Source organism: Paenibacillus sp. LjRoot56, from assembly GCF_964253335.1.
Classification (GTDB): domain Bacteria; phylum Bacillota; class Bacilli; order Paenibacillales; family NBRC-103111; genus Paenibacillus_E; species Paenibacillus_E allorhizoplanae.
On record NZ_CAXURV020000001.1, the window covers coordinates 2,896,597 to 2,917,412 of the forward strand.

Here is a 20,816-nt window from a genome sequence, read left to right on the forward strand (position 1 = left end):
AGAGGTATGTGACAGGTGCTAACTCGAGGTGATAAGAAAAAGTGATGAGAGATTGGTGACAAGTAACTGATGAGGCCGAGAGATGGATATCCATCTCTTGGCTATTTATGCTTTCACAGGAGCCTCGACTAGTTTTATACTTAAAATCACATTGATTTAAACTAAGTGATTCGATCGGATTAAAGGAATTAATTTCACGCTAATGCCACTGGTTAATTTCGAATATCCCCACTGATCTTCAATTGTTTATTCCATTTTGGAGTTAAGTGGAGTATAATTGAGTTACCATACAAATGGGCTAGAGGGGGAATCCATATGCAGAAACATCAATTACATCTTTGTTTGGATATATTCTGGACATTTCTCAAGATCGGACCTTCCACGTTTGGGGGAGGATATGCCATGATTCCAGTCATTGAGAGGGAAGTTGTTGAAAAAAAGGCTTGGATCGCAGAAGACGAAATATCCAATATCATTGCGATTGCAGGCTCAGCGCCAGGCGGGATCGGCGTAAATGCATCGGCATTTATTGGCTACCGCTTAGCGCGAATACCTGGTGCAGCAGCAGCCGTCATCGGCATTGCTTTGCCAACCTTTTTAATCGCATTAGTACTTAGCTTTTTCTTACTATTCATGCAGGCAGATCCGAAAGTCGTGGCCGCTTTCAAAGGCATTCATGGAGCAATCATTGGACTCATCGTGTTAGCAGCATACAATATGGCACGTTCGGCTATTTTTGATAAAACTACATTAGTTACGGCAATTGGTACTGTAGCGATTCTGTTGCTGCTTCCCATTAATCCGCTTTTCATGATTCTCATTGGTTTGTTTATTGGATTTGTTTTTGTCAAAGTGAAAGAAACGTTTGGCTTCACAATTAGCTTGGAAAAAGGCAAAGAACCTGTACACACTTCCTATAATGGCTACACTTACTACGACTATTATATCGCGGATGGGATATGAGAAAGGCGGCGAGGTAGATGGTGTTGTGGGAGCTGTTTATTACATTTTTGAAAATAGGATTCATGTCATTCGGCGGCGGTTACGCGATGATCCCGATCATTCAACATGAGGTCGAGCAGCATGAATGGATGACAACAGAGCATTTTGCTCAGAGTGTGGCTACAGCAGGGATGGCGCCTGGGCCGATTGCAACGAACACAGCAACAATAATTGGCTATCAAGCAAATGGCATTCTGGGTGCTGTGATTTCAACGATTGGCATTGTATTGCCGTCACTGATTATTGTCCTTATTATTTCATCTTTCTTTTATAAAATCGTTCAAAGTAAAGCGGTCCACACCACATTTTATGGGTTAAGACCGATTGTAACCGGATTAATCGTCTATGCGGCTATCCATTTTGGCTTCTCAGACCGTACGCAACAACTATTTTCGTGGCAGGTATTATTCACTCTTTTAATCGCGGCGGGTGTGTTTATCGTTGTACATAAGTACAAATGGCATCCACTTGCAACCATTGTATTGTCGGCACTCGTCGGAATTGCTATATTTAGTTAATAGCATGCAATTGATAGAACGAAAGTGAGAGGACGACCGTTATGGAACCGAATAAACCAACTTGCTGTTCAGCCAGCCGTGCGTCATCCGATCAACCATCGGCACATCCGGAAGCGTTAATTTCAGTTGAGATACCAGAGGCAGCTGCTCCAATTGGTAAAGAAGGCATGGTACTTATTCCAGGTGGAAAATTTTTAATGGGAACGGATGACCGTGAAGGTTTCCCTGCGGATGGCGAAGGACCAGTACGTGAGATTAACGTGAAGCCCTTCTACATAGACACTTGTGCGGTAACCAATGCTGACTTCAAGCAATTTGTTGATGCGACGAATTACAAAACAGAGGCCGAATCCTTTGGCTGGTCATTTGTTTTTCATTTGTTTGTATCCGAAGCGACGGCAGCACGTGTGCAGAATAAAGTACAACAAACCCCATGGTGGTGGGTGGTTGAGGGAGCAGATTGGTTGCATCCTGAGGGCCCCGATTCCCATGTCGAAGATCGCTGGGATCACCCGGTTATCCATGTTTCATGGAGCGATGCGATGGCCTATTGCAAATGGGCAGGCAAACGTCTACCAACAGAAGCCGAATGGGAATATGCCGCTCGCGGTGGACTAGCCCAGAAGCGGTATCCGTGGGGAGACGAGCTTAAGCCAGGCGGAAGACATATGTGTAACATTTGGCAGGGGAAGTTTCCGGACAAAAACAATCAAAGTGACGGCTACGCAGGCACCGCACCCGTCAAAGCATTCGAGCCGAATGCTTACGGTTTGTACAACGTGGCAGGCAACGTATGGGAGTGGTGCTCCGATTGGTTCAGCCCGAACTATCACGTGAAGGGCAAAAGGGACAACCCTGTTGGCCCTCCATCCGGAGACACGCGAGTACTTCGAGGCGGCTCATACTTGTGCCACCGTTCATACTGCAATCGCTACCGTGTTGCGGCACGCAGCAAAAATACGCCAGACAGTTCAACCGGAAACATCGGGTTTCGATGCGCGGCGGATGTCAAGTAGTTGAAATGATAAGCCACCTATCCCATTGAGGAAGAGGTGGCTTTTTGCCGGTGTGGTGGCGATAGATGAACTGTAAAAAGTACATCTAATTTCCTGGGAAATCAATTGAAGATAGATTTAGATGGACAAAGTAGGAGTTGGTGAATGCAAACGGGCTGTGGGTAAGGGTTTGAATTACGTAGGTCTTGCCCTTATGATAGGAGAAGACATCGATCAGTAGGGTCAGGTTTTATTTGAAACATAAGGGGGACATGATGTGGCCAAAAAACTAGGCATCACCTTGTTAATTTTATCGACACTCGCTTTTATAAGTGCTTTTACCATTCCATTTTTCGTACATACGGGAGGCGGTATGGCCAAGTGGATTGCGGGGCTGCTTATTTTTAGTGAGGTTACCTTCTGGACGGGCGGCATTTTATTAGGCAAAGAGGTTGCCAAGAAATACAGGAGCTACCTCAATCCGAAAAACTGGAAACGGAAGAACGTGCCAGACAAGCCAGATCAGGCGTCCATCAAACAAGACGATGTATGAAAAAGCAGTATTCCTAACTCAGGAATACTGCTTTTTCTGTCTTTCTCAACATCAAGAGGCAGACGATACGGCGCTTTTCAGCTCCTTACGGAAAATCTCGACAAGGCTCTCAGTCGCTAAGCTAAAGGTGCTGGCATTCATTTTGCGCAGCAGGCCTGTGACTAGACCTGAATCCAGATCATCAATTGCTTTAAGTACAGTGCCCTGCGGAGTAGGCGTTGCAGATATGACAGGAACAACCGCGATGCCGAAATCCGCTTGGACGTAGTATTTAAGTGCTGCCATATTGCCGATCTCCATGCCGGAGTAGGGACTGCCGCCATTTTCGAGCAAAGCATTCTCTAGCTTTTGACGATAAGGGCATTGCGAGTTTGTGATAAGTAAGTGCTCATGCTGTAAATCTCGTAGGCGAATAGAAGGTTTCGATGCTAACCAATGGGTTTCTGGGACGAGCAGTGCGAGTCTTTCGATGAAAAAAGGCTCAAAGGAATGGTCCAATCCCGTATTAGGCGTTGAGCAAATAGCCATATCAATGCTCCCCTCATGGAGCATCTGACCAAGCACTGTCGTGTTGCCAATGTGAATGCTGATCTTCACTTTGGGATGCTGACGCAGGAAGGGGCCAAGTAACTGTGGCAGTCGATAGCTGGCTGTGGGTTCCATGACGCCAAGACGAATGATCCCAGCATCCCCTTTGACTAGCTCGTCCATTGAAGCCTGCAGAAAATCATAATCCTTCAGCAACAGATCGGCATTCTGATGAAATAGTCTGCCAGCCTCCGTTAGCGTCAGCTTTTTTCCGCGTTCTAATAGTTTAACCCCCAGATCACTTTCGAGCTTCTGTATATGCATCGTTACGGTCGATTGGCCGTATTGCAGTTCCTCGGCCGCACGCTGAAAGCTACCAAGCCTGATGATGGTTTGAAAGGTTTTGATATTTCGAATATCCATAGGAACCCCCGTCCTCTCCTAAGATTTGGTTCATGATTTGTGAAGTATACGATCGGATTTTTCAATTTTACAAAGTCTTACATCTATCATAACATGAATTCTAATTAATCCAAGTGGTTTACTCGTATATTCATAAAAACTGAATCAAGCGTTCATCTTTTTGAATTGTACAAGAGAAAGATCCTGTTTTATGATAAATACCATTAAGTGCATCGGAATAATCAAATATAAATAAACGGAGGCTGATTCGAATGGCAAAAGGTAAGAAAATTAAACTAGGTGCAATGATTCATGGTGTAGGCGGAGGCTGGGAAGATTGGAAGCATCCTGATGCCATCACGGATGCGAGCACGAACTTTCAATTTTATAAACATCAAGCGCAAACAGCAGAAGCTGGGAAATTTGATTTTGCGTTCATCGCAGATAGTGTTCATATCACTGAAAAATCAAGCCCGCACTACTTGAATCGTTTCGAGCCGCTGACCATTCTATCAGCACTTGCAACCGTCACGAAACGGATCGGCCTTGTTGCGACAGTGACAGTCAGCTATAGCGAGCCGTTCACTGTGGCTAGGCAATTCGCTTCACTGGATTTGATCAGCAAAGGGCGCGCGGGTTGGAACGTAGTCACTTCTTGGCTATCGGGCAGTGCGAACAATTACAGCAAGGAAGAGCATCCTCCGCACGAGAAGCGCTACCGCATTGCGCAAGAGCATGTGGATGTGGTGAAAGGCTTATGGGATTCCTGGGAGGATGATGCATTTACGCGGAATAAAGAGACAGGTCAGTTTTTTGACCCAGCGAAGCTACATACCTTGAATCACAAAGGTGAGTTCTTCTCCGTACAGGGTCCGCTAAACATTGCTCGTTCGAAGCAAGGGCAGCCTGTCATTTTCCAAGCAGGAACCTCCGAGGATGGTCGCAACTTTGCTTCCAAGAATGCAGATGCGATCTTCGTTGGACACGAGAATATCGAGGAAGCCAAGGCGTATTATGCGGATATTAAACGCAGAGCAGCTTCCTTCGGTCGCAATCCTGATGATGTTTCGATCCTTCCGGGTATTCGACCAATCATTGGCCGCACGGAAGAAGAAGCTGAACGTAAGTACCTCGAAACGGTAAATCTCGTATCCATCGACAAAGCGATTATTGCGTTGGGTCGACCCTTCAATGATTTTGATTTTAGTGTATACCCGTTGGATGAACCTTTCCCAGACCTTGGAGATTTGGGGGCTAACAGTCAACAAGGCGGCTCAGCGAAGATCAAGCGATTAGCGAAAGAACACAATTTGACATTGCGACAAGTGGCTCTACGTTTTGCAACACCAAAAGGGAATTTCGTAGGTACACCGGAAAAGATCGCGGATACGATTCAGCAATGGGTGGAAGAAGGAGCGTCTGACGGGTTCATTATTGGTGTGGGGATACCGGGAGCATTGCAAGATTTCGTGGAGCTGGTTGTGCCGATTTTACAAGAACGCGGCTTATATCGTACGGAATATGAACATGACACACTGCGTGGTCATCTAGGTCTCGAAGTGCCGGTTAATCGAAATAGCAAAGCCAAAGTGCTGAACTCATAAGGGGGAGATACACATGTCCAAACCAAGAAAACTTAAACTCGGAGCGACCATCACAGGTGTTGGTACTTCCAAATACACATGGCGAAATCCAGAAATTCCAGGGGATGCCAGTGTGGATTTTGATTATTATGCCGGGCAGGCGTTACAAGCGGAGGAAGGGAAATTTGATTTTGTTTTTATCGTCGATAGCACGTATATTACGGAAAAATCAGCGCCGCATTATTTAAACAGGCTGGAGCCATTAACGGTGTTATCAGCGCTTGGAGCTGTTACCTCGAAGATTGGTCTGGTGGGGACGCTAACTGCGTCTTTCACGCAACCATTCACTGTGGCAAGACAGTTTGCTTCGCTGGATCATATAAGTAGCGGGCGTGCAGGATGGAACGTTGTGACGACGGGGCTTGAAGGTGCAGCTCGTAATTATAGCAGGGATGAGCACTATGCTCATGATGAACGTTATCGGATCGCAGAGGAGCATTTAGAAGTTGTGCGCGGACTATGGGACTCTTGGGAAGATGATGCATTCACACGAGATAAATCAACCGGTCAGTTCTTTGATCCGAGTAAGCTGCATGCGTTGAATCATAAGGGCAAGCATTTCTCCGTACAGGGGCCATTAAACATCGCCCGTTCGCAGCAAGGTCAGCCAGTCATTTTCCAAGCTGGCGGGTCGGACGATGGTCGCAATTTAGCGGCGAAGAGTGCGAATGCGATATTCACAGGGCACGAATCGATTAAGGAAGCGAAAGCTTTTTATCAAGATATTAAAGCACGTGCGGCAACGTATGGCAGAGCGAGCGAGGAGATCCTCGTGTTCCCAGGCATTAGTCCGATCATTGGCCGGACCGTGGAAGAAGCGGAGAGCAAATACCAGGCAATTGCAGGGTTGGTGACGTTGGAGGATGCGCTGGATCAACTGGGTCGTCCATTTACTTACCACGATTTCAAACAGTATCCGTTGGATGAGCCATTCCCGGATCTTGGTGATCTTGGCAGCAACAGCTACCGCAGCTCAACAGATCGAATTAAGCGCATTGCAAAGGAAGAGAATTTGACGCTTCGTCAAACAGCACTGCGATTTGCAACGCCAAGAAGCTCTTTCGTCGGTACGCCTGAGCAGATCGCAGATACTGTTCAACAATGGTTTGAAGAAGGCGCAGCTGATGGTTTTATTATTCATACGGGCATTCCTAGTGTGCTTAAGGATTTCGTTGAACTTGTTGTCCCTATTCTTCAAGAGCGCGGTATTTATCGGGAAGAGTACGAAAGTGATACGTTACGAGGCAATTTAGGGCTTGAAATCCCAGTAAACCGCTATACCAAACAGAGAATAGCCCAAGCATAAGCTTAGAGGGAGAGAAAGATATGAAAAAGAGAATCGGATCTATCGTCAGTGGTTTACTCATTACGGCTTTCATCGTAACAGGCTGCGGGGAAGCCTCAAAGAATGGAGGAGCCAAAGAAGGTGCAGCACAAGAAGCGGGTACGGTGACGCCAGGTGGTGAGCTTGTGTGGGCACTTGCAGGTACGGTGACATCTGACAGCTTGGATGCACATAAAGCAGGCTTCGCCCCAACGACTAGAGTCATGCGTTCGATCTATGACAGCTTAGTTGTGGAGCTTCCTGATCACACGATTAAGCCGTGGTTAGCGACAGATTGGGAGCTTTCCCCGGACAAAAAGAGTTATACGTTCCACCTGCGCAAGGATGTGAAATTCCATGATGGTACACCGTTTAATGCGGAAGCTGTGAAATTTAACTTTGATCGGATTATCGATCCAGCGACCAAAGCGTCCATCGCATTGAACGAGCTTGGCTCGTATCAATCCACGGAAATCATTGATGAATTCACTGTGAAGGTGAATTTTAAGACAACCTTCGCGCCGTTCCTGAGCAATGCAGCCAAAGTCGATTTAGGCTTCGTTTCTCCGACAGCTGTGAAGAAGTATGGCGATGCATTCCCGCAAAACCCAGTGGGAACGGGACCTTTTAAGCTTAAAAAAATCACACCTAGCTCACAAGTTGAGCTCGAGAAAAATCCGGACTACAACTGGGGCCCGTCCAATGCGAAGCATCAAGGTCCTGCCTATTTAGATAAATTAACGGTGAAATACGTGGAAGAAGAAGCAACGCGTGTCAGCGTTCTGCAGAGCAAACAAGTCCAAGTGGCGGACATTATTCCTCCGCAGAATCTCGTGGCTTTGAAGGCGGATCGTAATTTTAATGTACAGGAAACAGAGCTGCTGCAAGCCAACTATACACTCTATTTAAATATTCAGAAAGCACCTTGGAATGATCTGAAAATACGACAAGCGTTCCGCTCGGCGTTGGATATCGACTCGGCAGTGAAGACGATTTACTTAGGTACCTCGAAGCAAGGCTGGTCGCCGCTTTCTCCACAGCAGTTTGCCTATTCGCCGAGTAGAGAGAATGCCTACAAGGTAGATGCAGCCAAGTCTAATCAAACGCTGGAAGAAGCGGGTTGGATTAAAGGAGCAGATGGCTATCGTTCCAAGGACGGTAAACGACTCACGGTCGAAGTCATTGATACACAAGGAAACCGCGAGAAGCGGCTTGATTTGATCGCGATATTCACCCAGCAGCTGAAACAAGTAGGGATCGAGCTAAAAGTGATTTCTTTGCCTACAGGTACATACACGGATCGCCGCAATAAAGGGGATTATGACCTGATCGCGGGCAGCCAATTCTCAGGTGATCCAGATGTGCTCAGACAGCTTTACTCGACCAAAGGTCCCTCTAAGGCAAATAATATTGCCAAAACGAATGATCCAAAATTAGATGAGTTTTTGGAGCAAGGCTACTTGGAAACAGATCCAGAGAAACGGAAAACGATCTATCAAAACGCCCAAGAGTACATTATTGATAATGTTTACGGGATTCCAGCCTATGTGTTCAACTATTCTGTTGCTTCCACGAAAGAAGTGAAGGGGATTACGTTCGATTCGCCGGCATGGCCTGTGTTCTACGATGCTTGGATTCAAAAATAAAATCACGAGGGGGAGTCACGGATGGTGAAGTATATCTTGAACAGGCTCATCGTCTCTATTCCAGTCATTCTAGGTTCGTTGACGCTTGTTTTCTTAATCATTCACTGGCTTCCCGGTGATCCGGCCCAGATGATTGCAGGTGAGGATGCCTCACCTGAGCGCATCGACTATTTAAGAAAGCAGTTTGGCTTAGATCAGCCGCTTTGGCAGCAATATGCCGTGTATTTGTGGAAAAGTATTCGGGGAGATTTCGGGCATTCCTTCGCTAACAGCCAGCCGGTTATAGATCGATTGTTGGCTCAGCTGCCCGCAACACTTTCTCTAGCTTTATTGAGCACGATTTTTGCCATTATTGTCGGCTTCATACTAGGTGTGTTATCAGCTGTGTACAAGAATCGGGTTTTGGACTATATCGTGCGTGTCATTAGTTTGTTAGGTGTTTCTATGCCCAAGTTTTGGCTCGGCATTCTGCTTATTCTTGTCTTTTCGGTGCACTTCCAGCTCTTGCCCGCGATTGGGAATGGCAGCTTTAAACAGTTGATCCTACCGTCGTTCGCATTAGGGGTGACTGGTGCTGGGATGTTAACCCGAATGGTGCGTAATAGCGTGTTGGAGGTCATTCATGAACCTTTTGTCGTGACACTGCGGGCGAAGGGGCTGTCCGAAAAAATCGTGCTCTATAAGCACGTGCTACGGAATGCTTTGCTGCCTGCTGTTACGATTCTTGGTTTGTTAGTTGGGGAGATGCTCTCGGGAGCTGTTGTGACGGAGACTGTTTTTTCCAGGCAAGGCTTAGGGAAACTAGTGGTAGACGCGATCAATCAGAAAGATATTCCGGTGATTCAGGCGGCAATTCTGATTACAGGACTTTTTAATATTTTGGTCAACTTGATGGTGGATGTGTCCTATTCCTATGTGGATCCGCGTGTCCGTAAGTCAGGATAATGATGAAAGGAGTTGGCGCTTATGCTGTTCAACACGGTAACAACAGAAAGGCTGCTGCGGAAGAGGCAGGAGCTTCTAAGTTTTCGATTTCGGTTGAAAAAGCTTAATTTATCCAAAGCACTGCTAAGCCTGTCGCTATTTATTTTAGCTTTTCTGATCTTGTGTGCCATCGTTCCCTCCTGGATTGCTCCTTACTCACCAACGGAAATGCTGACGGATCAACTCTTGAAATCGCCAAGTTTGTCGCATCCGCTTGGAACAGACCAATTCGGTCGTGATGTATGGACACTCGTCATCTATGGCAGCAGACAGTCGCTCGTTATGGGGGTCGTGTCCGTCGTAATTGGTGGTTGTATTGGGACATTATTCGGACTTATTGCGGGGTATTGGGGCGGTACAGTCGATTCGTTGTTTATGCGTTTCAATGATATTTTGATGACGATCCCGGGGATTCTGTTGGCGATAGCGATCTCGGTTGCCCTCGGACCTAGCTTTTTTAACGTGATATTGGCCATTAGTGTCGCTACGATACCTGGAAAAGCAAGAGTTGTGCGCAGCCAAGTGATTTCAATTCGCAATCGGCCTTTCATTGACGCTGCGCGTGCGGTGGGGACTTCACATCTCGAGATCATGCTGCGTCATATTTTGCCGAATTGCTTCTCTCCGTTGCTCGTCATGATGACGATCGGTGTAGGGAGCTCCATTCTAGTAGGTACAGGTCTAAGCTTCCTTGGACTGGGCGTGGTAAAAGAGATTCCGGATTGGGGCTATATGCTGTCCCAAGGACGCAGCTATATGACGGTAGCTTGGTGGGTAGCTACGTTCCCAGGGCTGGCTATTACCTTGCTGGTCATTGTGGTTAATCTCATTGGTGACGAAATTCGTGATCGCATGGATCCAAAGAAATCGAGGGCATAGCGAATGAAACCATTACTCGAAATAGATGCATTGTCAGTTGATTTTCAAACAGCTAGCGGTTCACTCAATGCGATAAACAATATTAGTTTACAGATCGGAACAGGCGAAATTGTGTGCTTGGTCGGGGAGTCTGGGAGTGGAAAGACGATAACCTCTTTGTCGATTATGCGTCTGATTAACTATGATGGCGGCTATATTTCACATGGGGATATCAAGCTCGATGGGCAAAGTTTAGTAGGACTGACACAGAAGGAAATCAGTGATCTCCGTGGGAAGAAAATCGCAATGATTTTCCAAGAGCCGATGACGGCACTAGATCCGATCTTCACAATTGGAAGCCAAATCGTAGAAGTAATTGTCCGTCATGAGCGAATTTCGAAGCTGGGAGCTAAGGAAAAGGCAATATCCTTACTGCGCAGAGTTGGCATTCCTGAACCAGAAATTCGGATGGGGCAATATCCGTATGAGCTTTCAGGTGGCATGCGCCAAAGGGCGATGATCGCCATGGCACTAGCATGCGGACCTGAGCTGCTTATTGCTGATGAACCTACAACAGCGTTGGATGTAACGATCCAAGCGCAAATCTTGAGCTTGCTCCGTGAGCTGAAAGATGAATTTCAGATGTCGATTCTATTAATTACCCATGATCTCGGTATTGCAGCTGAAATGGCGGATCGTGTCGTGGTCATGTATGCGGGGAAGGTAGTTGAGCAATCGCCCGTGCATCAATTGTTCGAAAATCCAGCCCATCCCTATACCCAAGGGCTTCTACATTCCATTGTTACATTGGATAATGTTCGTGGCTTGAAGCTGTATACGATCAAGGGCACAATTCCCAGCTTATCTCAGTTGCCGACAGGTTGCCGATTCCATCCCCGTTGCCCTTACGCAACGGATCGCTGTTTGAGTGAAGATCCGCCACTGCAGGAGCTTCACGGCCGTGAGGTCGCTTGTTGGAATGCGGAGAGGATTGATCATTTGGCGGCTGAGTTTTTTGGAGATGCGGTAAAGACCGCTCCTGTCGAGCTGCTTGGCAACGAGGGGCTCCGTGATGATGCCTGGTTGCTGGGCTCGGAGCCGCCGTTACTCCAAGTGAAGAACGTGAAGAAATATTTTCCGATTCGTCAAGGATGGTTTGGGCGAGGACGTTCCTCCATTAAAGCGGTTGATGATGTGTCCTTTGACATTCGTAAAGGGGAGACTTTCGGTCTTGTCGGAGAATCCGGTTGTGGGAAATCTACGCTAGGCCGTGTACTTCTTCAACTGGAAAAAGCGACAGCGGGCAGTATTCATTTTGAAGGGAGAGATCTCACTCAATCAGGTTCACAGGGGTGGAAGGAAACACGACGTGACATGCAAATTGTGTTTCAGGATCCGTATGGCTCCATTAATCCCCGCTGGAAAGTGGGAGATATCATCGGTGAACCCTTCTGGGTGCACGAGTCCTTACGAGGATCTGCCAAAAGAGCCAAAGTAGAGTCCGTTATGGAGCTCGTGGGATTGAATCCTTCCTGGTACGATCGGTTGCCGCATGAATTCTCAGGCGGGCAGCGCCAACGAATTGGGATTGCTCGCGCGATTGCATTGAATCCGAAGTTTATTTTAGCTGATGAAGCCGTTTCCGCTTTAGATGTTTCTGTCCAATCGCAGATCGTCAATCTGATGCAAGATATTCAGCAACGCATGAATTTGACGTATTTGTTCATCGCACATGGCCTGAATATTGTTCGCTACATTTCGGATCGTATTGGCGTCATGTACTTAGGAAAGCTAGTTGAAATTGCACCAACAGATGAGTTGTTTAGGCATCCTGCACATCACTATACGAAGGCACTTCTATCCGCCATTCCAGTGCCAGATCCCAAACGTAAGCGGAGTTTCGTACCCTTGGAAGGCGAAATGCCATCACCTGCGAGGCCGCCTTCCGGCTGCCGCTTTCATACACGCTGCCCGGCGGCGACGGCACTGTGCCGAGAAGTTGTGCCTGAATTAGCGCCGATTGCACCCGGTCATTATGCCGCTTGTCATTATCCATTGTAAGAAGGGGAGTTTACTTGAACAACCTCTTGAAAGAAGGAGTGAGTTATGTGCCATCCAAAATAATTTCCATCCAAGAGGCTGTTGCACAGATTCCGGATGGTACGAAGCTTGCTATTAGCGGCAATATGGAAATGTCCCCGATGGTCCTTATTCGTGAAATCATCCGTGCCAAGCGGCGCGAGTTATATCTAGTTTGTACGGGGGCTGCGGCAGTGAATGCTGATCTCCTGATCGGAGCTGGCGTAGTCACGACTGTTGAATTCTCACAGATTTCGATGGGAGAGTATGGATTTGGACTGAACTTCCGGCGCAAATTTGAGCAAGCCGCAATTGTCGGATTAGAGCATGCTTGTCCAACGCTGACTGCAGCGATAGGGGCAGGTGCTTCAGGTATCCCCTTCACGCCAGTGCGAGGGCTTCTCGGGACGGATTATATGCAAACTAGACCGGATTTTCATGAGATCAAGAATCCATACAATGCGGAGGAGCGAATCGCCATCGTTCCGGCGATTCGACCAGACGTAGCCATATTTCACGGCTATAAGGCGGATACGCTGGGCAATGTGATTGCTCACCCAGCGCAGAACAATCGACTACTCGCACAAGCTTCAATGAAATCATTTGCTTCGGTGGAAGAGATCGTGTCCCCTGAAGAGCTGCTTAGTGAAGCTAACCATGGTGTAGCGTTCATTCCATCGCTGTTTCTCAGCGGTGTCATTCATGCACCTGGAGGTGCTATACCAACGGCTTGTCCAGGTTACTATGGGGTAGATGATGACGAAATTTCCATTTATATGGAAGCATCTAGATCGGATGCTTCTTTTGAGGAATATGTGAAGAGCTTAATTAACACGTAGTGAGGGGAGGTATCGTATGAGTCGTATGGAGCAGGTTAGGTTGTCTTCCTATTCCATGGAGGAAGCCATGATTTGTTACTTGGCAAGAGAGCTGCATAATCACGAGGTTATCGGAGTCGGCAATAACTCACCTATCCCTGCTGCGGCTGCATTGCTTGCCAAAGCGAGGCATGCGAAGCAAGCCTCTGTTTACATTCTCGGGCAGTGTGATTGGCCTTTTCAAGGAACGAAAGAGTTCTTTGATCTCATGCAGCGGGGAGAAATGGATGTGTTCTTTCTAAGCGGTGCTCAAATCGACAGCTACGGACGCATCAATCTGCATACGATTGGCGATTATGGCAAGCCGAAGGTGAGACTCCCTGGAGGAGCAGGCTCAGGGGTTGTTTATTTTACATGCAAACGCATTTTCTTATTTAAAACAGATCATGGTATCAAAGGATTCCCTGAAACGCTCGATTTCGTTACGTCGATACCTTCTTCGGGGAAAGGCATTTATCATCAAAACGGATTAGTTGGTGTGTATACACCGCTGGGGGTAATGAAACCGATCGGGCCCGATGGCAGATTAAAGCTAGCAGCAACCGTTCCAGGCGTAAAGCCAGCTGAGGTACAGGGGAGAACTGGTTTTGATCTAGGTTTGAACAACGATGATGATACATCGATTCCAAACCTTGAACCCCCTTCAACGAATGAGTTAGCGACACTTCGTTATGAGGTAAGTCATGAATTGAGACGCATCTATCCATTGTTTGCGAAGCAACACTTCGGTGCTTATTTGAAAAGTGCAGTAGTTCAATCATAGAAAGAGGGATGGCCATGAGTGCGAACCAAGCATTTCATCAGTTGGAAGCGAATATTTCAGGTATTTTAGCTAGTCATCAGGATTATCGGACAATCATTGATCATGTGCGGCCGCATTTGCAAGAATTGCTGACCAATGAGCGGTTGCTTCCTGAGGGCTTACAAGTGCCGCTGCCGAATAAATATGCGCAGTATTTACTGTATAGGCCGGAGAACGAGTCCTTCGCCGTTATTGCATTCGTCTGGGGGGCGGGTCAGGTTGCCCCGGTTCACGATCATTTGGTTTGGGGGTTAGTTGGTGTCTACCGCGGGTCAATTGTTGAGAAAAGGTATCGCCGTGAAGATCACGGCGAATCTGCTGAGCCACGCTACACAATTCGTGAGGTATCGGAGGTCACAGCTACAGAAGGTGACATCTCCTTTGTGTATCCGCCGGATTATGATATCCATGGCGTTGCGAATCCATTTGATGAGGTCGCGATTACGATTCACATTTATGGGACAGATATCGGGAAACAGCCGAGGCATATTCATGATGTGGCCTCTGGGAATGCGCGAGAAGTGATTACGAAGCATGATAATGCTAGCCCTGTTTTTAGCTAAAGAGAAGGAACGATTGCTAACAACCAAACAAAGAGGAGCGAAGCGCAAATGAGCAAGAACAATCACGGCCCTCTTGCAGGCATCAAAGTTATTGAATTCGGTCAAATAGCGGCAGGTCCCTTCGCGGGAATGTTGTTTGCTGATCTGGGCGCGGATGTGGTCAAGGTGGAACGGCCTGATGTGGGGGATAGTATGCGAGAATGGCCGCCATTTATCACGAGTGAAGAAGGAGAGAGCTATAGCTCCAATTTCAGTTCGTTAAATCGGAATAAACGCAGCATAGCGATTGATTTTAAAGCGCCTGCGGACCTTGAACGATTGCGTGAGTTATGTGCGCATGCCGATGTCATCGTGGAAAATTATCGGCCAGGCGTATTGGCGAAATTCGGCCTAAGCTATGACCGATTAGTTGAAGTGAACCCGAAGCTCGTGTATTGTTCCATTTCTGGATACGGGCAAAAGGGTGCTTACGCACAAAAAGGCGCCTTCGACGTGACTATTCAAGCGATAAGCGGATTGATGAGTGTGACGGGGGAAGAGGATGGCGCACCTGTCAAATGCGGGGTTCCTGTGGCTGATTTCGTGGCAGGGCTCTATGGTGCCTACACAGTTGTTGCGGCGATTCATCAAGCATCTCGAAGCGGGAAAGGCAGTTACATTGATTGCTCCATGTTAGCTAGTGTGCTAGGGATATCCGCGTTGCAGACTAGTGAGTATTATGGCAATGGCGAGGCGCCGAAGCGTTTGGGCAGCGCGCATCCACGCAATGCACCGTATCAAGGTTATCACGGCAGTGATAAGCCATTCGTTATAGCAGCTGGCAACGAGAAGCTGTGGCGTGAGGTGGTGGATGCGGTGGAACTACCAGCGTTAGCGGACGATCCACGTTTTCAGAATCAAACGCTGCGCGCAAAGCATCAGAAGGAACTGGCACTGCTACTGCAGGAAGCATTCAGCCTGAAAACCGCTGCAGAATGGCTCGACATTTTTGATGGACGAGGTGTCCCGTGTGCGCCAATCAATACGTTTGAGGACATTTTGCATGATCCTGTGGTGAGGGAAAGTGGCTTGATTCACGAACTAGCGCTTCCCAATCAAACGCAAACTACGACCGTAGGCTATCCCGTTAAGCTAACGGACTACGAGTTTCAGATTTATCGCAAACCGCCGCTTAAGGGTGAGCACACAGAAGAAATTTTTCAAGAATGGGGTGTATAGAACGTGAGTGAGACAACAAGGCTTCATATTGATATTTACCTTGCAACTTCGGAATTAATTAAACAACGCGTTAGTCAGCTTTCACGGGAACAATTGGAATGGAAGCCTGCTCCCGAGAAGTGGAGCATCAAAGAAGTCGTAGCTCATCTCGTGGATGCCAGCTTCGTGCACGCCGTTCGTATTCGTAAAATTGTCGCAGAAAATGGCAATGAGTTTCTCCTCTATGATCAAGATGCATGGGTTGCGAGCTCACGAGCGAACCAGACGGAGCTGAGTGACATTCTACTTGTGTTTGATGCCATACTTGCCTATAATGCGCTGTTCTACGGGCGTTTGACAGATGAGCAGTGGGAACGTAAGGGGAATAACAACGGCAAAGAAATCTCCATCGCTGATTTGTTCCAAGGTTTTATTCGTCATGTGCAAACGCATTTGCTGCAAATTGGGCGTAACTTGGATGCTTTAGGTGTGAAGTAAAGGTAGGTATATCTAGTGTGGAATACCGATAGGGGTATTTCTAGAGCAATCTGGAGGTGCCTTTTTTCTTTTGCGCGTATTTCGGTTATACTAACAGGTGCAGAAGAGAAAGGGGCGGTACTATGTTTACGATTACAACTTACACAGTAGAATTGATTAGAGATCCTTTTAAGATTTTGACGGGGCAACGTTATGAATTTATCATCGATATCGAAGTCGAGGAAGATGATGAGCTATATTCCGAGAGCGGCCTATATATCCGAGCGATCTACAATGTGACCGAAGAAACATCAGCACTTATGAAATACGAGTTATACGAGAAAACGACCGAGCTTTATCTGGATTTCGACCTAGAGGACGATGAAGTCGCCGTCGTGGAAGCGTTCTGTAAGGAGCATTACTCGGAAGGTAATGAATAAGGAGGAGCGATGTATGCTCTTCTTTTTTTTGCGCATAGTTGAGAGCTATAAATGAATTGCTGTATTTTATACAGTTAATTTTGTTCGATTTGCCCTCGTTTCCTGATTAGATGGATTTACTACAGTTATTTATAGGTGTTTTTAGCGGTTTGAGCTTATTTGGAGAAATTAGCTGCATATTTTCCATTTAAATCAAATTTTAGGTGAAATTAGGTTGATATAGCTGTATGTTTTCCAGTTATTAGTTATTTTCGCGTGACCACCAACCCCACTTAACCATTCAAACATGCAAAGAAACCTGCCTAATGGCAGGTTTCTCAATTATACATACGTCAAAAGTAGCTATAGTTTCACTTATCCTTGCAGAATCGTCTCAATGCTGCTAAGCACATCATCTGTCAAATGAATGCCGCTTGCGCTGCAATTCTCAACAACTTGCTCTGGTCGGCTCGCACCGACAAGGGCGCTGGATACGTTGTTTTGACGCAGAATCCAAGCGATCGCCAGTTGGGATACCTTAATGCCAAGTTCATCCGCAATACTGGACAGTTGGGCTACTTTATGTAAAGAAGCTTCATTCAGCTGCTTTTCATCCCAATTTTTGCTGCTGGCCCGGCTATCGGCGGCGATTGGCTGCCCTGCACGATATTTACCTGTCAGGAGGCCCTGTGCAAGTGGAGAGAACACGACCTGGCCGAAGCCCTTCGTTTCGCCGAGCGGAATGATATCTTTTTCAATGTAACGATTGAACATATTGTATACGGGCTGATTTACGATCAGCTTATCGAGCAATAACTTATCAGCAAGCGCATAAGCCTCAACAATTTGAGCTGGAGTCCACTCACTAACGCCAATGTAAAGCACTTTCCCTTGTGTAACTAGGTCATCTAGAGCGCGCAAAGTTTCTTCCAACGGCGTTTCCGTGTCAAAACGGTGACAATAATAAATGTCAATGTAGTCCGCATTCAATCGTCTTAGGCTAGCTTCAGCTTGCTCTTTAATGTGCTTGCGGGAGAGTCCACGGTCATTAGGACCTTCGCCCATTTTACCAAAAACTTTCGTTGCTAGAACGTAGGATTCCCGAGGATATGCGGATAGGACTTTACCCATAACCTGCTCGGCTTCACCGCGTTCATACACATTGGCTGTATCGAAAAAGTTAACACCCAGATCGTATGCTTGCTCAATGGAACGCACTGCAGGGTCTTCCCCTACATAGCCACCATAAGTAAGCCAACTGCCTAGACTGATTTCACTAACTTTGAGACCACTATTACCAAGTTTCCGATATTGCATGATTTTCATCAGTCTCCTACTCTAACATGGAATTTGTACGGGATTGACTGTACATGTCTATTATAAAGCATAGAGCGAGAAGACATAAGAACTGAAAAGCAAGTGAGTTACTTACCTCCAGGTGCGGTACTTTACAGCTTAGCAAATTAGGCAAACTTCACAACCTTGTTCTTTCCTGTTGTTTTGGCGCGATACATGGCTTCATCAGCTTGTTTAATAAGATCTTCCGCACTTAAGCCATTCTTATATTTGCTATACCCGATACTCGCGGTTACGATCGTTTCTTTCTCAATGCGACTGCGGATTCGCTCTGCGAACGCATCCATTTTCACGCTGGGATCGGATACCAAGATAACCATTTCTTCACCGCCATAACGCCCAGCAATCCCACATTCTTCGGCTTCGTCCTTCATAATTTGCGCAACCTGTTTGAGCACATTATCACCCATTTGATGTCCTTGTGTATCGTTTAACTTTTTAAAATTATCGATATCGCTAAATAAAATGTAAACGGGCAAGTGGCGCTGAACGTGCTGTGTTACACGGTTGTAGAAAAACTTGCGATTATAGAGTCGAGTCAAGCCGTCCGTTATCGATGAATTGTAGATGGCTTGCATGAGCTCAACGACACGTTCAAAGAGAATCATAAATAAAAGAAAGTAATAAATGACGGGCAGTAGATTGACAGCCAAGATAAGCACAGGCTGCGCATTATCATACACATATGTATTTAGAAGCTGAGACGTCTGAAATAAAAAGTAAACTGTTAAAGCCAGTTGATATTTCATTTGCTGACCGATATAAGGTGGAATCATATAGAAGCAGAGAAAAATGAGCACGAATACATATAACTCAAGTCCAATATTCTGCAGAAGACGAACTTGATGATCTGTCCCGCTATATAGATTTGGAACAATGAAGTGAAGTGTAGAGACGACAAATCCCATGACAATTAAACCGTAGAAAAATGTATATTGTTTGCGGTTCGTGCGATTATATAATTGATAAATTCCCATATTTATAAGTACAAATGAAATAATTTTGAGCATGATCTGCGAATAATCAGCGATGCTCGTGTGGATACCGCTGAGAATGAAATATATTTGAAGCAAACAATGGATACCTACGAAGATGAGCGATATCGTCATGGACATATACGCTTTTTTGCGTCGGTCCAGAAACAAACGCAGGGAGATCACGAACATGAGCGCAACCATGACAACAATCATAGCATGAGATAGAAACGTAGCTAATTCACCGAAAAGTAAATCCATGATGTCCATGAGTTCCTCCAAGTTGGTCTATTTTTCCACAGAAGTAGACTCTATTATAAAGGAAAAAGCGGTGCAGGGATAGAACATTTGTGCTGTTGAGGTTGTGTTCTCTTTTCTATTCGCCCGACACAAGTTACAATAGAAAGTGGTAAGCTCAAGGATTTGGGAGAGGGGCTCATGCAATGAACATATTGCAAGCATTGTTTTTCCCCCCGGAACAACCGGGTGGGGTATCATCCATGGTTCCCTATATTTTGGAACGATTTAATAAAAAAGGTTGGGAAATGGAACTGTTCTCGCTTCCTAAGCGTATTCGCGGCAAGGGATCCGAGGATGTGTCATTCGCTACGTTTGATTGGCGGAAGTATGCCGGCAACCCAATAATCGATAAATACATTCAAACCTATAAAGATTATGTATGGTGGACAAAGCTCAGAATTTCTAAGAAATTTGATATTATACATGCCCATCATCCGATTGCTGCACTGGTTATGAAACAAATTTATCCAGATACACCTGTCATTTTGACCATTCACTCCAGTTTTGAGCGAGAGCTTATTTTAAATGGGCGCATTGTTGAGAATGGCGTGGAGCATCAATTTCTAACCCAGATCTATGGTGAGTTAGAAGCGAAAGTGGATCAGATTATCACGGTTTCAAATTCGTTTAAGCAGTACATGGCTGAATATGTACAGGACAGCGAACGCATTGGCGTCATTCCAAATGGCTTTGATGAGAAGCGATTCCGTCCGATTTCACATGAAAATCAAGTCACGCAATTTATTACGGTTTGTCGTTTAGTTCCTGCGAAGGGCTTGGATACATTGCTGATTGCATGTGGCGAGCTGAAGAAACGCGGACATCCTTTTGTTTTACATATTATTGGTGATGGACCAAGCCGTGAGGAGCTTGAGAAATTAGCTATCGAGCATAACATTTATGAAGATACGATTTTTTATGGGTATATGCTTCACCCAGAAGAATTCATGCCATTCTTTGATGTGTTTGTTTTGCCATCTCGTGCCGAAGCTTTCGGATCTGTATTTGCAGAAGCAGCACTGTGCTGGTTAGCTTTGATCGGTACAAATGTTGGCGGGATTGCTGAGCAAATTGAGCATGGTCATAATGGATTGCTTGTACCTGTCGGGGATGCAATGGCCTTGAGCCATGCTTTGGAGAAAGTCGTAATTGATCCTAGCTTCCGTTACAATTTAGCACGAGCTGCTTGGGAAAAGGCGAAAAAAACCTACTCATTGAATCGTGTGCTTCGTCAGTTGAAAAGTGTGTATGAACGCTATCAAGTAACGGAGCAACCAGGTAAAGAAGAAGCAGGTCAACAGGAATAAAGTTCATAAAG

At 46.2% G+C, this 20,816-nt stretch carries 20 protein-coding genes; 17 read left to right on the forward strand and 3 right to left on the reverse strand.

All coding sequences use genetic code 11. The annotated features are described in order from the left end of the window. The first annotated feature begins 315 nt into the window (after positions 1-315). The 4 genes from ACSQ8O_RS12865 (at position 316) to ACSQ8O_RS12880 (ending at position 3,068) form a co-directional block, all read left to right on the forward strand. The gene (locus ACSQ8O_RS12865) at positions 316-963 is read left to right on the forward strand and encodes a chromate transporter (protein WP_056616015.1); all 648 of its coding nucleotides are present in this window, start codon (positions 316-318) and stop codon (positions 961-963) included. 17 nt (positions 964-980) lie between these two features. Further along, positions 981-1,520, forward strand: coding sequence for a chromate transporter (locus ACSQ8O_RS12870; RefSeq protein ID WP_436241875.1), 540 nt, complete (start codon positions 981-983; stop codon positions 1,518-1,520). Positions 1,521-1,561: 41 nt separating this feature from the next. Next, a complete protein-coding gene (locus tag ACSQ8O_RS12875) occupies positions 1,562-2,536 on the forward strand; it encodes a formylglycine-generating enzyme family protein (protein WP_436241876.1) in 975 nt (324 codons plus the stop codon). A gap of 256 nt (positions 2,537-2,792) precedes the next feature. Next, positions 2,793-3,068, forward strand: coding sequence for a transporter suffix domain-containing protein (locus tag ACSQ8O_RS12880; RefSeq protein ID WP_056616008.1), 276 nt, complete (start codon positions 2,793-2,795; stop codon positions 3,066-3,068). Positions 3,069-3,119: 51 nt separating this feature from the next. On the opposite strand, the gene ACSQ8O_RS12885 is transcribed toward ACSQ8O_RS12880, so the two are convergent. After that, the gene (locus tag ACSQ8O_RS12885) at positions 3,120-4,019 is read right to left on the reverse strand and encodes a LysR family transcriptional regulator (protein WP_056616005.1); all 900 of its coding nucleotides are present in this window, start codon (positions 4,017-4,019) and stop codon (positions 3,120-3,122) included. 251 nt (positions 4,020-4,270) lie between these two features. Here ACSQ8O_RS12885 and ACSQ8O_RS12890 point away from each other — a divergent pair, with 251 nt between their 5' ends. The 12 genes from ACSQ8O_RS12890 to ACSQ8O_RS12945 all read left to right on the forward strand — a co-directional run bounded on the left by ACSQ8O_RS12890 (position 4,271) and on the right by ACSQ8O_RS12945 (position 16,889). Then, positions 4,271-5,602: an LLM class flavin-dependent oxidoreductase gene (locus ACSQ8O_RS12890; protein ID WP_436241877.1), complete on the forward strand. Its 1,332-nt coding sequence runs from the start codon at positions 4,271-4,273 to the stop codon at positions 5,600-5,602. A 13-nt stretch (positions 5,603-5,615) separates the two neighbouring features. After that, positions 5,616-6,947: an LLM class flavin-dependent oxidoreductase gene (locus ACSQ8O_RS12895; RefSeq protein WP_436241878.1), complete on the forward strand. Its 1,332-nt coding sequence runs from the start codon at positions 5,616-5,618 to the stop codon at positions 6,945-6,947. 20 nt (positions 6,948-6,967) lie between these two features. Further along, the gene (locus ACSQ8O_RS12900; protein ID WP_436241879.1) at positions 6,968-8,611 is read left to right on the forward strand and encodes an ABC transporter substrate-binding protein; all 1,644 of its coding nucleotides are present in this window, start codon (positions 6,968-6,970) and stop codon (positions 8,609-8,611) included. Between the two features lie 21 nt (positions 8,612-8,632). After that, positions 8,633-9,556, forward strand: a complete 924-nt coding sequence (locus ACSQ8O_RS12905; protein ID WP_436241880.1) for an ABC transporter permease — start codon at positions 8,633-8,635, stop codon at positions 9,554-9,556. A gap of 21 nt (positions 9,557-9,577) precedes the next feature. Further along, positions 9,578-10,474 carry an ABC transporter permease gene (locus tag ACSQ8O_RS12910; RefSeq protein WP_436241881.1) on the forward strand — a complete coding sequence of 299 codons (897 nt, stop codon included), beginning with the start codon at positions 9,578-9,580 and terminating at the stop codon, positions 10,472-10,474. A 3-nt stretch (positions 10,475-10,477) separates the two neighbouring features. Then, positions 10,478-12,514 carry an ABC transporter ATP-binding protein gene (locus ACSQ8O_RS12915; protein ID WP_436241882.1) on the forward strand — a complete coding sequence of 679 codons (2,037 nt, stop codon included), beginning with the start codon at positions 10,478-10,480 and terminating at the stop codon, positions 12,512-12,514. A 47-nt stretch (positions 12,515-12,561) separates the two neighbouring features. Next, entirely contained in the window at positions 12,562-13,371 is an 810-nt protein-coding gene (locus tag ACSQ8O_RS12920; RefSeq protein WP_436241883.1) for a CoA transferase subunit A, read from the forward strand. A gap of 16 nt (positions 13,372-13,387) precedes the next feature. Continuing rightward, the gene (locus ACSQ8O_RS12925) at positions 13,388-14,173 is read left to right on the forward strand and encodes a CoA-transferase (protein WP_436241884.1); all 786 of its coding nucleotides are present in this window, start codon (positions 13,388-13,390) and stop codon (positions 14,171-14,173) included. Between the two features lie 14 nt (positions 14,174-14,187). Beyond that, the gene (locus tag ACSQ8O_RS12930) at positions 14,188-14,775 is read left to right on the forward strand and encodes a hypothetical protein (RefSeq protein ID WP_436241885.1); all 588 of its coding nucleotides are present in this window, start codon (positions 14,188-14,190) and stop codon (positions 14,773-14,775) included. Between the two features lie 48 nt (positions 14,776-14,823). Next, positions 14,824-15,993: a CaiB/BaiF CoA transferase family protein gene (locus ACSQ8O_RS12935; protein ID WP_436241886.1), complete on the forward strand. Its 1,170-nt coding sequence runs from the start codon at positions 14,824-14,826 to the stop codon at positions 15,991-15,993. Between the two features lie 3 nt (positions 15,994-15,996). Continuing rightward, a complete protein-coding gene (locus ACSQ8O_RS12940; protein ID WP_436241887.1) occupies positions 15,997-16,470 on the forward strand; it encodes a DinB family protein in 474 nt (157 codons plus the stop codon). Between the two features lie 122 nt (positions 16,471-16,592). Further along, complete coding sequence (locus tag ACSQ8O_RS12945) at positions 16,593-16,889, forward strand: DUF6509 family protein (RefSeq protein WP_056615967.1); 297 nt, start codon at positions 16,593-16,595, stop codon at positions 16,887-16,889. 354 nt (positions 16,890-17,243) lie between these two features. Here the strand turns inward: ACSQ8O_RS12945 and ACSQ8O_RS12950 are convergent, their stop codons facing one another. Next, positions 17,244-18,185 (reverse strand): aldo/keto reductase family protein, encoded by a 942-nt coding sequence (locus ACSQ8O_RS12950; RefSeq protein WP_056615964.1) that lies wholly within the window; start codon positions 18,183-18,185, stop codon positions 17,244-17,246. A gap of 146 nt (positions 18,186-18,331) precedes the next feature. Beyond that, the gene (locus ACSQ8O_RS12955) at positions 18,332-19,468 is read right to left on the reverse strand and encodes a GGDEF domain-containing protein (RefSeq protein WP_063795579.1); all 1,137 of its coding nucleotides are present in this window, start codon (positions 19,466-19,468) and stop codon (positions 18,332-18,334) included. A gap of 173 nt (positions 19,469-19,641) precedes the next feature. On the opposite strand from ACSQ8O_RS12955, the gene ACSQ8O_RS12960 reads away from it, so the two are divergent. Continuing rightward, positions 19,642-20,805 (forward strand): glycosyltransferase family 4 protein, encoded by a 1,164-nt coding sequence (locus ACSQ8O_RS12960; protein WP_436241888.1) that lies wholly within the window; start codon positions 19,642-19,644, stop codon positions 20,803-20,805. Positions 20,806-20,816 lie beyond the last annotated feature (11 nt).

What these genes read in the sequence shown, in the direction of transcription:
- ACSQ8O_RS12895 (WP_436241878.1), top strand. Translation starts at nt 5,616, where the DNA reads ATGTCCAAACCAAGAAAACTTAAACTCGGAGCGACCATCACAGGTGTT.
- ACSQ8O_RS12910 (WP_436241881.1), top strand. Translation starts at nt 9,578, where the DNA reads ATGCTGTTCAACACGGTAACAACAGAAAGGCTGCTGCGGAAGAGGCAG.
- ACSQ8O_RS12865 (WP_056616015.1), top strand. Translation starts at nt 316, where the DNA reads ATGCAGAAACATCAATTACATCTTTGTTTGGATATATTCTGGACATTT.
- ACSQ8O_RS12950 (WP_056615964.1), bottom strand. Translation starts at nt 18,185, where the DNA reads ATGCAATATCGGAAACTTGGTAATAGTGGTCTCAAAGTTAGTGAAATC.
- ACSQ8O_RS12890 (WP_436241877.1), top strand. Translation starts at nt 4,271, where the DNA reads ATGGCAAAAGGTAAGAAAATTAAACTAGGTGCAATGATTCATGGTGTA.
- ACSQ8O_RS12875 (WP_436241876.1), top strand. Translation starts at nt 1,562, where the DNA reads ATGGAACCGAATAAACCAACTTGCTGTTCAGCCAGCCGTGCGTCATCC.
- ACSQ8O_RS12905 (WP_436241880.1), top strand. Translation starts at nt 8,633, where the DNA reads ATGGTGAAGTATATCTTGAACAGGCTCATCGTCTCTATTCCAGTCATT.
- ACSQ8O_RS12885 (WP_056616005.1), bottom strand. Translation starts at nt 4,019, where the DNA reads ATGGATATTCGAAATATCAAAACCTTTCAAACCATCATCAGGCTTGGT.
- ACSQ8O_RS12925 (WP_436241884.1), top strand. Translation starts at nt 13,388, where the DNA reads ATGAGTCGTATGGAGCAGGTTAGGTTGTCTTCCTATTCCATGGAGGAA.
- ACSQ8O_RS12870 (WP_436241875.1), top strand. Translation starts at nt 981, where the DNA reads ATGGTGTTGTGGGAGCTGTTTATTACATTTTTGAAAATAGGATTCATG.
- ACSQ8O_RS12935 (WP_436241886.1), top strand. Translation starts at nt 14,824, where the DNA reads ATGAGCAAGAACAATCACGGCCCTCTTGCAGGCATCAAAGTTATTGAA.
- ACSQ8O_RS12945 (WP_056615967.1), top strand. Translation starts at nt 16,593, where the DNA reads ATGTTTACGATTACAACTTACACAGTAGAATTGATTAGAGATCCTTTT.
- ACSQ8O_RS12900 (WP_436241879.1), top strand. Translation starts at nt 6,968, where the DNA reads ATGAAAAAGAGAATCGGATCTATCGTCAGTGGTTTACTCATTACGGCT.
- ACSQ8O_RS12955 (WP_063795579.1), bottom strand. Translation starts at nt 19,468, where the DNA reads ATGGACATCATGGATTTACTTTTCGGTGAATTAGCTACGTTTCTATCT.
- ACSQ8O_RS12915 (WP_436241882.1), top strand. Translation starts at nt 10,478, where the DNA reads ATGAAACCATTACTCGAAATAGATGCATTGTCAGTTGATTTTCAAACA.
- ACSQ8O_RS12930 (WP_436241885.1), top strand. Translation starts at nt 14,188, where the DNA reads ATGAGTGCGAACCAAGCATTTCATCAGTTGGAAGCGAATATTTCAGGT.
- ACSQ8O_RS12960 (WP_436241888.1), top strand. Translation starts at nt 19,642, where the DNA reads ATGAACATATTGCAAGCATTGTTTTTCCCCCCGGAACAACCGGGTGGG.